Origin of the sequence: Cytobacillus firmus (assembly GCF_023657595.1) — a bacterium.
Lineage (GTDB): Bacteria > Bacillota > Bacilli > Bacillales > Cytobacillaceae > Cytobacillus > Cytobacillus firmus_B.
The window spans coordinates 4,066,706-4,080,476 of sequence record NZ_CP098323.1; the positions used below are offsets into that span (position 1 = coordinate 4,066,706).

Genomic DNA, 13,771 nt, shown 5'->3' on the forward strand with positions numbered 1-13,771 from the left:
CACGTGGATTATAAAAAAAACATGCGCGGAAAATTAAGCCATTATCCGAAGTTTACACGATAACATATAATTATAAACGACTAAAGAGCATAAAGACCGAAAAGTGAATTATCACCCTATATGTATAAAGACGCAAAAAAGAAAGCGGGAGTTACATAGTAAATGCAACTCCCACTTTTTAAATTTATTATTCAGCTTCAGAACGAAGAATTTCTGCCTTGTCAGTACGCTCCCAAGGAAGGTCAACATCTGTACGTCCGAAATGTCCGTATGCAGCTGTCTGCTTGTAAATTGGGCGGCGAAGGCCAAGCATGTTAATAATTCCTGCAGGACGAAGATCAAAATGCTTTCTTACTAAATCAACTAATACATCTTCATCCACTTTGCCGGTTCCAAATGTATCAACAGAAATTGAAACAGGCTGTGCCACACCGATTGCATAAGCAAGCTGAACTTCCACTTTTTCTGCCAAACCGGCTGCTACAATGTTCTTCGCAACATAACGTGCGGCATATGCAGCAGAGCGGTCAACCTTCGTAGGATCCTTGCCGGAGAACGCGCCGCCGCCATGGCGTGCATATCCGCCGTAGGTATCAACAATGATTTTGCGTCCAGTCAGACCAGCATCCCCTTGAGGTCCGCCGATCACAAAACGTCCAGTCGGGTTGATGAAGTACTTTGTATTCTCATCGATTAGTTCTTTTGGAACAACCGGGTTAATAACATGTTCCTTCAGGTTGCGCTGGATTTGCTCCAGGCTGATTTCAGGGTGATGCTGAGTAGAAATAACGATTGTGTCAATGCGGACAGGCTTGTCATTTTCATCATACTCAACCGTTACCTGAGTTTTTCCATCCGGACGAAGGTAAGGAAGGATCTCTTCTTTACGAACTTCAGTCAGGCGGCGGGAAAGTTTATGTGCCAAAGAAATCGGAAGAGGCATAAGCTCTTTCGTTTCGTTACAGGCAAAACCGAACATTAAGCCCTGGTCTCCTGCACCGATTGCTTCGATTTCCTGATCGCTCATTTGCCCTTCACGTGCTTCAAGTGCCTGGTCAACACCCATTGCGATATCTGCAGACTGCTCATCAATGGAAGTTAAAACTGCACATGTTTCTGAATCGAAACCGTATTTAGCACGAGTATAACCGATTTCTTTTACCGTTTCACGAACGATTTTTGGAATATCTACGTATGTAGATGTTGTGATTTCACCTGCAACTAATACAAGTCCAGTTGTTACAGAAGTCTCTGCAGCAACACGGGCATTCGCATCTTTAGCTAAAATCGCATCTAAGATTGCATCAGAAATTTGGTCACAGATTTTATCCGGATGACCTTCAGTAACTGATTCAGAAGTAAACAAACGACGTTTTGTTGACATCTGGCTTCCTCCTTATAAATAGAAAATTGAGCGAGAAATAAGAAATGGGGAAGCGGAAAAATAATTTTTCCCTGTCATTTCATGGATCTCTGTTTGATACGGAACTCATTCCCTTAGTAGTATGAAATAAACATGGAGTTTTTATTAGAAAAATAGACAGCGCCGGCAAGAATGCCAGGTATCCATAATTCATAAGCATGCCAAAAACTCACATAAATAGTACATTCCAAAAGCCGTTCATCCCATTGCCAGTTAAAAAGCGTAAGCACCCGGGGGTGCTGGAGCTAGATAAGCAAAATAAAAAACCTTCTCATTAGTGAAAAGGTTGAAAGCAAATCGATTCGCGCCTTTCACTCTTATCGTTCAAGGAATTACGTCCTTGCGTCAGGTTAGCACCTTTGCTGATTATTGCCTTTAGCAGGTTGCTGGGTTTCATAGGGCCTGTCCCTCCACCAGCTCGGGATAAGAGAGTATCCGTTCAAGGTTGAATCATACCGTATTTTATCGAACCATGTCAACAGATTTTCATTATTTTTCACCGTTAAATTTCGGCTTAAAAATGTACGCTTCCCCTTTACAGAGAACAGCTTCCATCGTCACACTTTTTCTTTAGAAACTTTTGCCTGTTTTTCGCAATCCATTTGTATACCGGATCGCCGAGAATTGCAGTGAATGGTACATATAAAAGGATGCTAATGAAAAAAGATGCAGGAAAGAGGAACAGCAGTCTCCTTACCGCATAGTACCCCTTTTTCACGCTGCCGGAGGGGGTAATAATATGAAGCTCCCTCCGCAAATCGTTTCGGGAAAATGAGATAGACCCAGGCTCTTTTTCATATTCCTGCAGTGAAATCCACTCCACTTTATTCAGCCAATCGAGTTTTTTAAGGATTCTCTTTGTTTCCTTGCATAAGGAGCATGTTCCATCATATAGGGCAATTGTCTTCATTTTAGATCAGTCCCATGGTAAAATTAACACTTTCTTCTATAATAGCATATATCGGTTATAAGGCGATTAAAGTGGATTACCTGTCCAATTGTGACAATTTAATAACAGAGACAAAAAAGTTTCGTAATAGTATAGACTAATCATTTCAATGTGTTATACTAATTTCGAGATGTAATCACTTTCATAAAAAAATCGGGAAAAAGGAAGGTATTCATCAGATGAACTCTGTAAGCATATCAAACGAATTGAGTGAATTATTAAATGGCAGCAACATTCAAGTGCAATTATCCGTTCCTCAGCTTGTGGAAAAAGTTTTAAACCGCAATGAAGGGTCCCTTACTTCCACTGGGGCTGTACGCGCTACTACAGGAAAGTATACAGGGCGTTCCCCTAAAGATAAATACATTGTTGAAGAAGCATCAAATAAAGATAAAATGGACTGGGGCAGCGTAAACCAGCCAATCTCTGAAGAAGCATTCTCTAATCTTTATAATAAAGTAATCAATTACTTAAAAGAAAAAGAAGAAGTATTTGTTTTCAAAGGCTTCGCAGGTGCTGATAAAAAACACCGCATGCCTATCCAGGTGATCAATGAATATGCATGGCATAATCTTTTTGCACACCAGTTATTCATTCGCCCGGCAGAAGACGAGCTATTGGATCATCAGGCAGAGTTCACAGTCATTTCTGCTCCTAATTTCAAAGCAGACCCTGCTGTTGACGGCACAAAGTCAGAAACATTCATTATCATTTCATTTGAGCGCCGCACTGTTTTAATTGGCGGAACAGAATATGCAGGTGAAATGAAAAAGTCCATCTTCTCTGTTATGAACTATATGCTTCCAGAAAACGGAATCCTTCCGATGCACTGTTCATCAAACGTTGGACGTGAAGGTGATGTGGCTTTATTCTTTGGCTTATCCGGAACAGGAAAAACAACTTTATCTGCAGATCCGAACCGCAAGCTGATCGGTGATGACGAGCATGGCTGGTCTGCGAATGGAGTCTTCAATATTGAGGGCGGATGCTACGCGAAATGCATCAACTTATCCCGTGAAAAAGAACCGCAAATTTTTGATGCAATCCGCTTTGGAGCTGTGCTGGAAAATGTGGTGGTAAACAGCGAAACTCGGGTTGCAGATTACGATGACAGCACTTTAACTGAAAATACACGTGCGGCATACCAGCTTCAGGCCATCGATAATATCGTTGACCCAAGCATTGCCGGACACCCTAATACAATCGTATTCTTAACAGCTGACGCATTTGGCGTATTGCCTCCAATCTCTAAACTGTCAAAAGAGCAGGCAATGTACCATTTCTTAAGCGGCTATACATCCAAGCTTGCAGGAACTGAGCGCGGCATTACATCACCTCAGGCAACGTTCTCTACATGCTTTGGATCACCTTTCCTTCCGCTTCCTGCAAATCGTTATGCTGAAATGCTAGGCGAGAAAATCGATGAGCATAACGCAAAAGTCTTCCTTGTAAACACAGGATGGACTGGCGGAGAGTATGGAGTCGGCGAACGCATGAAGCTTGCCTACACCCGTGCTATGGTGGAAGCTGCACTAGAGGGTGAACTAAACAACGTAGAAACAATCAAGGACGAAATTTTCGGTCTGGAAATTCCTCAGCACGTGACAGGAGTGCCTGATGAAGTTCTTCAGCCAAACAAAACATGGGCAGATCAGGCTGCTTATGAAGCGAAAGCAAAAGAGCTTGCTGCTAAATTCCGTGAAAACTTCAAGAAGTTTACAAGCGTTTCTTCTGACATTGAAGAAAAAGGCGGACCAATTGCATAATAGAGAAAGAATTGCCGTTTGCGCGGCAATTCTTTTTTTTGAGTTTGCAGAAACATTGAACAAAAAAACGCCGGACTCTGTCCAGGCGCGCTCTTCTAGTTTGTTGAGTTTAAGGAAACAAGCTGATAAGTAATGAGTGTCTGGCTGTTTTCCCACTCCACTTTTCGGATGACTCCCATTCCGTTCAGGTCGCCGTCAATTGTTCTTTTTACTTCGACCGGGATATCGAGCGGATATAATCTATACCCTTCTTTGACAAGTGAAAAGTAATTCTCATCAAGTCTTTTTTCCCTTCCCTTTGTCACGATCATTGTGTTCAGCTCTAAAGGCATACCCATTGGTATCTCTCCTTCATTCTTTATACTTTCCTCTATTTTACCCCACCTTTTTCTGCTCTGAAAGCCTTTAAGCGAAAATCATTTGTCATTTATGACTTTTCATCCACGCACCTAAATCCTCTACCGTCTTCCGGTTTACGGCTGGCGGAAAGTAGTGGGTATAGTCAGGAAAATACCAGCTATCCACTTTTTTGTTAAGAGCCTTAAGCCTTTTTTCGAGGCGATAGGAATGCTCCACCGAGACGTTATGATCCTGTTTTCCATGAATGATTAAGACAGGTGCCTGCAGCTGCTCCAGCTGAAAAAGCGGGGTGCGGTATTTATACCGTTCCGGAAACTTTGTCGGAGTTCCGCCTATTACCCGCTTCATCATTCTCCGGAGGTCCTTGCGCTCTACATAGGTGAGAAACATATCACTGACCCCTCCCCATGTTACAATGGATGCGGCTTGCGGAAACTCGATTGCAGTAAGCAATGCCATTACGCCGCCTCGGGAAAAACCAAATATATGAACTCTTTTTACCCGGGCATGCTCCTGAAGAAGAGTAAACGCAGCAAACGCGTCCTGTCTGTCCTCCCCTGCAAAGTCTTCATTTCCATCCCCTCCTTGATTTCCTCTATAAAAAGGCGCGAAAACAATAAAACCTTCACAGGCAAACTGGACAATCCGGGAAGGCCGTACTTTCCCGACATTTTTTATGCCTCCTCTCAGGTAAAGGAATCCATCATATAGCTCCTCCCCCTTTGGCTCTGCCAGCAGGCCTTTTATATGTAATCCATTTGCCTGATAAGTAACAACAGATAATTCAATTGCCGGATTTGGTGAAGGGAATCTCTGTTTATTGATGATTTGGCCGTTCCTGAATTCCATTTTCTCATCCTCCCTCTTGAGGCTTCCTTTTAGTTTGAGCTTTTAGACCTTCCTCTAAAAATATTTCCATGGGCATTCACACATTTTTTCGATCTTCATACGATATCCTAGGCTTTTTAATCTGACTTTTTAGCATAAGGGAGGTCTTATGGCTTATGAAAAAATGGATGAAAACCAGCATGCTGCTTATGCTTGCAGTGATACTGATCGTTCCATTGGCAGCCTGCGGAAAGGATGAAATGCAAACGGTCCGCATTGCTGAAGTGACACGTTCCATCTTCTATGCTCCACAATATGTAGCCCTTGAGAAAGGTTTCTTTGAAGAAGAAGGACTTAAAGTAGAGCTTACAACAACAGCCGGCGGAGATAAAACAATGACCGCGCTCCTGTCGGATAGCGCTGATATTGCGCTAGTAGGTTCAGAAACTTCCATTTACGTTTCGGCACAGGGCTCCAATGATCCGGTCATTAACTTTGCACAGCTTACCCAAACGGATGGAACATTCCTGGTTTCGCGCAATAAAATCGATAACTTTTCATGGGATATGCTGGAAGGCAAAACATTTCTAGGGCAGCGTAAAGGCGGCATGCCGCAGATGGCCGGCGAGTTTGTATTGAAAAAGCATGGCATTGACCCGCACCAGGATTTGGATTTAATCCAAAATATTGATTATGCCAATATTGCTCCAGCTTTCGCTTCCGGCACCGGTGAATTTGTCCAGCTTTTTGAACCTACTGCAAGTGTATTTGAAAAAGAAGGAAAAGGATATATTGTTGCTTCCTTTGGAACCGAGTCCGGACATATACCTTATACCACATTCATGACGAAACAAAGCTATATTGATGAAAATAAGGAAACAGTCGAGAAATTCACAAGAGCAATTTATAAAGCACAGCAATGGGTTGAGCAGCATAGCTCGAAGGAAACGGCAGAAGCTATTCAAGGATATTTTGACAACACTGAGCTTGAAATCATTGAAATGGTAGTAGACCGCTATAAGAGTCAGGGATCTTTTGCAACAGATCCTATTCTGGATACTGAAGAATGGGATAATCTGCAGAACATTATGGAAGAAGCAGGAGAGCTTCCTAAGCGCTTAGAGCATGGCACACTTGTCAACACAGAGATTGCTGAAGGGGTAATGAAGTAACTAAACGAAAGAGGAGGCCGACATGGATTTTCTGAAAGTTGATGCTGTCCACCACACTTATTTTACAAAAACCTCTGCTGTCACGGCCCTCTCCGATGTTTCGCTTGATGTGGAGGAAGGAGAATTTGTTTCCTTCCTCGGTCCAAGCGGATGCGGTAAGACAACATTGCTTTCCATCATAGCAGGCCTGTTTGAACCCACAGAAGGCACTGTCACACTTGAAGGAAAGCGGGTTGAAACAGCAGAAAATGAAATTGGCTATATGCTTCAGCAGGATTATCTTTTTCCCTGGAAGAACATTGAAGAAAATATACTGCTGGGGCTGAAAATCGGTAATAGCCTCACTCCTGATAAAAAAGCTTATGCACTGAAGCTCCTTCAGGAGATGGGACTGAAAGGTGTAGAGTCACAGTTTCCGAAGCAGCTTTCAGGGGGAATGCGCCAGCGGGTTGCCCTTGTAAGAACACTTGCAACCGGCCCAAAGCTGCTTATGCTTGATGAACCCTTTTCCGCATTGGATTATCAAACCAAACTAAAGCTTGAGGATCTGGTCTCTGACACGCTTAAATCTTTCGGAAAGACAGCCATACTGGTTACCCATGATATTGGTGAGGCAATCAGCATGAGTGATCGTGTTTTTCTCTTCTCCGCAAGGCCCGGACAGCTTCATAAGACATTTGTAATACCTAAAGAATTACGAGATGAGACCCCTTTTAACGCAAGAAATCATGAAGCATATCCAGCGATTTTTCAAACTATATGGAAGGAGCTGGAGTCCCTTGAGCCCGCAGGAGAACGTTAAATTCCTCCACCAGAAATATATCCGGTCGCTGAACCGTGAAAAGAAATGGGTCCGCTTCTATCAGGCTGTCATATTTTTCGTGTTTTTTTCAGGATGGGAGCTTGCAAGCCAAAAGCAATGGATTGACCCGCTGATTTTCAGTGCGCCTTCTAAAGTATGGGGATTATTTTTAACCAAACTACAGGATGGCACCTTGATGGTGGATTTAGGCTACACTTTGTCAGAAACGGTATTTGGGTTCATTTTGGGCACATTTTTAGGCACATTCCTGGCAGCCATCCTCTGGTGGTCACCAATGCTTTCAAAAATAGCGGATCCCTATCTGGTTGTCCTGAATTCAATGCCAAAGGTTGCTCTTGGCCCTATTTTAATTGTTGCTTTAGGCCCGAGCTTTACTTCGATCGTTGCCATGGGTGCGATTATCTCGATCATCATCACAACCATTGTCGTGTATACATCTTTCAAAGAAGTAGACCCCAATTATATTAAAGTGCTTCAGACCTTTGGGGCAAATCGATTTCAAATCTTCAGGGAAGCCATTTTGCCTGCTTCATTTCCGACCATCATTTCAACATTAAAGGTGAATGTGGGGTTATCCTGGGTAGGGGTGATCGTCGGCGAATTCCTTGTATCCTCAAAAGGTCTTGGATACATGATTATTTACGGTTTCCAAGTATTCAACTTCACCCTTGTAATGCTTTCATTGCTTGTAATTGCTGTTTTTGCAACAGTGATGTATCAGCTGGTTGAGCTCCTGGAGAGAAAACTAATTAAGAATGGTTCATAAAAAAAACGGCAAACCGCATGCCGTTTTTTATTTTTCCTTCAAAATTTTTTTTAGGCTCTTTTCAACTACCTTATCCTTCATGATGAAGCTGTATTGACTGTTCCACCTGTCTTCAAGCAGGTTTTCCCCTGTCAGGATGGGACCGTTTGTTTCAAAGTATTGATTTGTATTGTTGAGGTTTCCCACCTCTGCGAAAAAAATAGCTTTGACAAAACGCTCATTGTCCAAGTTAACTTCATATTCACCAATAAAACGCAGACTATTTAAGTCTGCTCCGGTTTCTTCATATACTTCTCTTCTGGCTGCCTCTTCAAGAGACTCACCCTGTTCTCTTTTACCCCCAGGAAATTCCCATCCCCTTTTTTTATGATTCGTCAGCAGCCATTGATCACCATAGCGGCAAATGACCAAAACGTGTTCAGGCTCTGTTTCGAATGCTCTTTTATTAAAAGACATGCGCACTTTCCCGCCGTTTTCATCCAAAAAGGTTTCCATGCTTTTCCCTCACTCGATAAGTAAATTTTGATGTTTTCATTATAAAGGTTAATCACGTTTTTAAAAACTTCTGGGGCTAAAGTATCAAATTACATATTTTTGAAACTTTTCTCCTTTTTTGCCCGTAAAATTAGGTGACTAACATAAATAGAGGAGTGTATATCTTGAAAAAGTCTCTCGCAATCCTTACCGGCTTCTTCATGATTTTAATGCTGACTGCATGTAATGAAACAGCCAAACCAGTTAATGAATCAGCAGCCGGCACAGAAAAGAAAGAAGCAAAAACTGAAGAATCTTCTGAAATGACCTTGGAGGAAGTTTTAAAGAAATCAACGGAGGCTTCGGAAGAGCTAAAAAGCTTCTCAGTTAAAATGGATATGAGCCAGGAAATGAGCTCGGGTGCTGAAGGGGAAAATATGAATATCGATTCTGTCATTGATATGGATGTCACCACAGATCCAATGGCTTTTTATCAGAAAATGACTATGTCAATGGCAGGCGCAGCAGAATCCTATGATATTGAAAGCTATTTTACGGAAGAAGGCATGTTTCTTTATGATGCAGCCGGTCAGCAATGGATGAAGTTCCCTAAAGAAATGTCTGATGATTTGCTTCAAATGTCCAGCCAGCAGACGAATCCTGGTGAGGAACTGAAGAAACTGCAGGAATTTGTGGACGATTTCACCTTTGAACAGGACACAAAAAGCTATATCCTGAAGTTGAAAGCCGATGGAGAAAAATTCAATGATTTCGTGAAGGAAACGGCAGCAGAAACGCTCCCGCCTGAATTGGCCGCCAATGGTGAAATGCTTGATAACATGAACATCAAAGGCGTGGAATATGAAATTGTGATTGATAAAGAAACTTTTTACCCAAGCGTGCTGAATATGATTATGGACATGGAAATCACGGCTGAGGGCCAAAAAATCTCCATGAAGCAGAACATGAACGGCCAATACTCAAACTATAATAAAGTTGAGGCTATTGCTGTTCCACAGGAAGTTCTTGATACAGCTGTGGAAATGGAAATGTAGAAAAGCTGAGGTGCGGCCTCAGCTTTTTATTTCTACTATTATTTATTTTAGTACTTCGAGAGCTGTCTAGCTTCAGCGCCTACCCCCTCGAGGTCACAAGCTTGTCTTGTTGCGGCTCCTAGGGACTCGAGACATAAGCCCTTCCAGAAGGAAAGAACACCTTCTTGCAGGGCTCGTCTTTTGCTTGAGGCCCGCAGGATGCGGGTCATGCAGACGTTGCCACAGGACAAGGAAAGCTACGGCAGCGATACATCGCACGACCGAAAGCGGCAGCTTTTGGGAGGACGTGGCGCTCTTAGTCTGCATTCCTTAAAAGGGCAGTCGCCTCCACATTTCGGTTTGTCTTGTTTCGGCTCCTAGGGACTCAGGGTCATAAGCCGTTTCCACAGGATGTGGCGCTTTTAGTCTGCGTTCATACGTGAGCAAGGCGCTTCCGCTATTCTATTTATGTTCCTCTTCTGTCAGGATTCCCATGCTTTCAATATGCTTTCTTGCTTCATCATCTCCAAGATTATAAATCATCCCATATATTTTTTTCATTGTGTCATCATAGGCATCATTTTCACGGTCATAGTGGTATTGAACATAAGGAACATGGGCTCTGAAAAAATTTTGCCATTCTGTTGAATAGTTCTGGTCAAAATATTCTCTTAAGGCAATAATTTCATCATCATTTGCCTCAATTTTATAATTCCAGGTGGAGTCAGTAGCACTTTGAGAAATCTCACCCGAACCAAGCGTTATATAATACGTCTTTTTATTTCCTTCCAATCCTGTCAGCCCCTTTTTTGTTCATTCCTGTGACGCAGATTCAACACCGGTCAGTTTTTCTTTACATAGCACAATATTTTTCATTTCTATAGTTATCGTATCCCACATTTATGATAAAATTATACAAAATTACGATCATTCTTCTTAAGCTGACATATACTAAGTTAAACAAATTGGAAGTCAGCTTTCCAATTTACATGTGGTGAATATTTTTCTGCATCAGGGGTATTAAATTAAGTATACTATAGAAAACCGGAGATTTTTTTAAGGAGGTGTTACCATGAAACTGATTGATGAGCTATATGAACTTTACAGGAATAAGCTGACTGGTGATGAAGAAGATATCGATATGCTCGCTTTTGCCTTCTTAGAGGAAATGGACAGGGAAGACCTGCTGAATATTATCAAGGACCTTGATAATCAGGAATTATATGATTTAATGGGGCTTTATTTGATTGAGAGCTTAAAAGGGAAATTTGCCAGTGAAAATTACGGCCAGCGCAGAAGCCCGATCATTCACCACCGGAACATACACTAAACTATACATATCCGAATTTAGAATAACGATCCATATACTCGAAGGCGGCGTGAAGCCGCTTTTTTATTTGGTCTTTTTCGTTAAAATTATTGCTTTACGTTTATCAATATTGTCCGTTGATTTCCTCTCCAGGCTGCTCAGCGAACCGCGGGGCGGGCGGTGAGCCTCCTCGACGCTGTGCGTCTGCGGTGTCTCACCTGTCCTGCTACTCCCGCAGGACTTTGAATAAGCTTCCTTGAGTAGACACCGCACTAGACACCGCACGAAGAAAATGCGATAGCATTTTCGAGGATCTCGCACCTTCCGCTCCAATCAACTCAGTAAATATAATACAAATAGCAGCAAACTTTGCGAAAAAAGCCCTTATTTTTCAAAAATAAAAAGACCAGCTTTCCAGCCAGTCTTTGTTTATTATCCAAGGTATGCTTTAAGCATCCAGATATGTTTTTTCAAGCTTTGCTTTACAGCAATCAGCATGTCGCCTGTTCCTTCATCTTTGGCTTCTTCTGCAAGCTCGATTGCTTCCTGAAGCTCGTCCACCATTTTTTCAAAGTCGTCAACGACAGATTGAACCATTTGTTCCTCATTTTCTTTTCCTGTCGCTTCTTTAAGGGAACTGGTCTCCAGGACTTCCTTCATCGTTGCAACCGGTTTAGCCTCAAGAGCAAGGATTCTCTCAGCCAGTTCATCTACATGTACGTTAGCTTCATTATACAGCTCTTCAAATTTTGCATGAAGGGTAAAAAAGTTTTTCCCTTTAATATACCAATGGTAATTGTGAAGCTTTACATATAGAACTGTCCAGTTTGCTACTTGCTGGTTAACAGCTTGTACTAATTCTTTACTCATAATAATCATCCTCCCAACAATAGAATACCCACCTTGGCAGAATTAAAACCTGTACAAGGCCATGGCTAAATTTTTCATTATTGAGCTGCTTTCATGGTAGAATATTGAGTGAAAAGGGGGAGAAAAATGTATACGGTATTAGTCATATCGATCATTATCGTGATTGTGGTTCTGCTGCTTAGCGTCATTACTACTTCAAAGGCTTACCAATTCAAGCATACGGTAGACCCGATTGATCCGCTTCCTGACAGCGGCAAGGAACAAAAAGAGGCTAACGAGGAGCAAGAAGATAACCAAAACCGTTCGTAAGCATACGCTATTATATAAACAGCCTCCGTACAGCCGGAGGTTTTCTTTTTAAAGGGACGGAAAAATACATGTGGAGAGGACATTAAGATGGATATATACTCCATGATGCTTACAGTATTTTTAGTATTAAATATTATCCTGGCTGTGTTTGTTATCTTTCTGGAGCGAAGGGATGCAGGCGCCACATGGGCATGGCTCATGGTTTTATTCTTTATTCCTCTTCTTGGTTTTTTCATGTACCTCTTCTTTGGACAGAATTTAACCCGAAGAAAGATGTTCCAATGGGAAGACCGCAAAAAAATTGGAATTGATGAACTGCTGAACAGCCAAATCAGAGGAATTAAGGAAAAGGATTTCCATTTTCGCAATGAAATCATTGAAAAATACAAAGACCTTATCTACATGCATCTTGTAAACAATGATGCAGTATTGACCCAGGATAACGAGGTCAGAATTTTTACAGACGGGAAAGAAAAATTTAATTCACTTGTAGATGATATAAAAAGTGCAACCGATCATATTCACCTGCAATATTATATCTTCAAGAGAGACAATCTTGGGAAAAGCTTAATTACTCTCTTAACGGAAAAAGCCAGGGAAGGCGTTAAAGTCAGGCTTCTCTATGATGAACTTGGCTCAAGGAGCCTGCATAAAAGGGCATTTAAAGAGCTGATTGCTGCAGGAGGAGAAATTGAGGCCTTTTTCCCTTCGCGGCTGCATTTTATCAATCTAAGAATCAATTACCGGAACCACCGGAAAATTGCCATCATTGACGGACGGATTGGGTATGTTGGCGGTTTTAATGTCGGGGATGAATATCTCGGGCTGAATCCAAAGTTCGGGTATTGGCGTGATACCCATCTAAGAATCAGAGGAAGTGCTGTCCATTCTCTGCAGACCCGCTTTATCCTGGACTGGAACCAGGCTTCCCACCGCCATGATATTTTCTATGCTCCTGAGTTTTTTCCGCTGTGCGAGTCTCAGGATAGCGTAGGGATGCAGATTGTTACCAGCGGTCCGGATTCTGAATGGGAACAAATTAAAAATGGTTATATAAAAATGATTTCATCTGCTCGTAAGTCCATTTATATCCAAACCCCATATTTCATTCCTGATGCAAGTCTTCTGGATGCCTTGAAAATAGCTGCATTGTCAGGTGTGGAAGTAAATATTATGATTCCAAATAAACCTGACCACATGTTTGTTTATTGGGCCACTTACTCCTATATTGGGGAAATGCTAAAAGTAAATGCAAATATTTATATATACGAAAATGGCTTCATACATGCAAAAACCCTGATTGTGGATGAAAAAGTATCATCGGTAGGAACTGCGAATATAGACGTGAGAAGCTTCAGGCTCAATTTTGAGGTAAATGCTTTTATTTACGATCAGGATGTTTCAAAAGAACTGACTGAGAGCTTTAAGGAAGATGTCCAGCTATCAGCAAACCTGTCTGCAGGAGATTACAGAAATAGGCCCTTGAAGATAAAGTTGAAAGAATCCATCTCAAGGCTGCTTTCGCCAATATTATAAAACGGGCTGAAAAAATCAGCCCGTTTTCTTTATCGCAGTCTAACGGGCAGTAAGACCCCCACTTCAAGACTCAGAGAAATCAAAGGAGGATAAGTGGGGGTCTTACTGCCCGTAAAGGCCCGATTGGTGAGATACAGTGAAACTTGCCGACG

Annotated in this window: 15 protein-coding genes and 1 riboswitch; of the genes, 8 read left to right on the plus strand and 7 right to left on the minus strand. The window is 42.0% G+C overall.

Annotated elements, in window-relative coordinates:
* Positions 1-187: 187 nt before the first annotated feature.
* Positions 188-1,384 carry a methionine adenosyltransferase gene (gene metK / locus NAF01_RS20495; protein ID WP_048007827.1) on the minus strand — a complete coding sequence of 399 codons (1,197 nt, stop codon included), beginning with the start codon at positions 1,382-1,384 and terminating at the stop codon, positions 188-190.
* A gap of 353 nt (positions 1,385-1,737) precedes the next feature.
* A riboswitch (SAM riboswitch) is annotated at positions 1,738-1,853 on the minus strand.
* 105 nt (positions 1,854-1,958) lie between these two features.
* A complete protein-coding gene (locus tag NAF01_RS20500) occupies positions 1,959-2,333 on the minus strand; it encodes a thiol-disulfide oxidoreductase DCC family protein (protein ID WP_250801049.1) in 375 nt (124 codons plus the stop codon).
* 218 nt (positions 2,334-2,551) lie between these two features.
* Between NAF01_RS20500 and pckA the strand changes: the two genes are divergently transcribed.
* On the plus strand, positions 2,552-4,138 hold the full coding sequence (gene pckA, locus NAF01_RS20505; protein ID WP_197248445.1) for a phosphoenolpyruvate carboxykinase (ATP): 1,587 nt from the start codon (positions 2,552-2,554) through the stop codon (positions 4,136-4,138).
* Positions 4,139-4,233: 95 nt separating this feature from the next.
* Here pckA and NAF01_RS20510 read toward each other — a convergent pair whose 3' ends face one another.
* Both NAF01_RS20510 and NAF01_RS20515 read right to left on the minus strand, forming a co-directional pair.
* On the minus strand, positions 4,234-4,476 hold the full coding sequence (locus NAF01_RS20510; protein ID WP_048007830.1) for a DUF2584 domain-containing protein: 243 nt from the start codon (positions 4,474-4,476) through the stop codon (positions 4,234-4,236).
* Between the two features lie 85 nt (positions 4,477-4,561).
* Positions 4,562-5,347, minus strand: a complete 786-nt coding sequence (locus tag NAF01_RS20515; protein ID WP_197212989.1) for an alpha/beta hydrolase family protein — start codon at positions 5,345-5,347, stop codon at positions 4,562-4,564.
* A gap of 155 nt (positions 5,348-5,502) precedes the next feature.
* On the opposite strand from NAF01_RS20515, the gene NAF01_RS20520 reads away from it, so the two are divergent.
* The 3 genes from NAF01_RS20520 to NAF01_RS20530 are packed head-to-tail and all read left to right on the plus strand — an operon-like array spanning position 5,503 to position 8,087.
* Positions 5,503-6,498, plus strand: a complete 996-nt coding sequence (locus NAF01_RS20520) for an ABC transporter substrate-binding protein (RefSeq protein WP_076261845.1) — start codon at positions 5,503-5,505, stop codon at positions 6,496-6,498.
* Positions 6,499-6,520: 22 nt separating this feature from the next.
* A complete protein-coding gene (locus tag NAF01_RS20525) occupies positions 6,521-7,300 on the plus strand; it encodes an ABC transporter ATP-binding protein (protein WP_048007833.1) in 780 nt (259 codons plus the stop codon).
* Positions 7,278-8,087, plus strand: a complete 810-nt coding sequence (locus NAF01_RS20530) for an ABC transporter permease (RefSeq protein WP_197212987.1) — start codon at positions 7,278-7,280, stop codon at positions 8,085-8,087. Before NAF01_RS20525 ends, NAF01_RS20530 begins: the two co-directional genes overlap by 23 nt.
* A gap of 27 nt (positions 8,088-8,114) precedes the next feature.
* Here the strand turns inward: NAF01_RS20530 and ytkD are convergent, their stop codons facing one another.
* The gene (ytkD, locus tag NAF01_RS20535; RefSeq protein WP_197212984.1) at positions 8,115-8,582 is read right to left on the minus strand and encodes an RNA deprotection pyrophosphohydrolase; all 468 of its coding nucleotides are present in this window, start codon (positions 8,580-8,582) and stop codon (positions 8,115-8,117) included.
* Positions 8,583-8,737: 155 nt separating this feature from the next.
* Here ytkD and NAF01_RS20540 point away from each other — a divergent pair, with 155 nt between their 5' ends.
* On the plus strand, positions 8,738-9,616 hold the full coding sequence (locus tag NAF01_RS20540) for a DUF6612 family protein (protein ID WP_250801050.1): 879 nt from the start codon (positions 8,738-8,740) through the stop codon (positions 9,614-9,616).
* Positions 9,617-10,057: 441 nt separating this feature from the next.
* Here NAF01_RS20540 and NAF01_RS20545 read toward each other — a convergent pair whose 3' ends face one another.
* Positions 10,058-10,387 carry a hypothetical protein gene (locus tag NAF01_RS20545; RefSeq protein WP_048007837.1) on the minus strand — a complete coding sequence of 110 codons (330 nt, stop codon included), beginning with the start codon at positions 10,385-10,387 and terminating at the stop codon, positions 10,058-10,060.
* A gap of 280 nt (positions 10,388-10,667) precedes the next feature.
* Between NAF01_RS20545 and NAF01_RS20550 the strand changes: the two genes are divergently transcribed.
* Positions 10,668-10,925, plus strand: coding sequence for a DUF6154 family protein (locus NAF01_RS20550; protein ID WP_035330414.1), 258 nt, complete (start codon positions 10,668-10,670; stop codon positions 10,923-10,925).
* Positions 10,926-11,336: 411 nt separating this feature from the next.
* Here the strand turns inward: NAF01_RS20550 and NAF01_RS20555 are convergent, their stop codons facing one another.
* Positions 11,337-11,774, minus strand: coding sequence for a Dps family protein (locus NAF01_RS20555; RefSeq protein WP_048007838.1), 438 nt, complete (start codon positions 11,772-11,774; stop codon positions 11,337-11,339).
* Between the two features lie 126 nt (positions 11,775-11,900).
* Between NAF01_RS20555 and ytzI the strand changes: the two genes are divergently transcribed.
* Positions 11,901-12,083 (plus strand): YtzI protein, encoded by a 183-nt coding sequence (gene ytzI / locus NAF01_RS20560; RefSeq protein WP_048007839.1) that lies wholly within the window; start codon positions 11,901-11,903, stop codon positions 12,081-12,083.
* Positions 12,084-12,170: 87 nt separating this feature from the next.
* Positions 12,171-13,619 carry a cardiolipin synthase gene (gene cls / locus NAF01_RS20565; RefSeq protein WP_197248454.1) on the plus strand — a complete coding sequence of 483 codons (1,449 nt, stop codon included), beginning with the start codon at positions 12,171-12,173 and terminating at the stop codon, positions 13,617-13,619.
* Positions 13,620-13,771 lie beyond the last annotated feature (152 nt).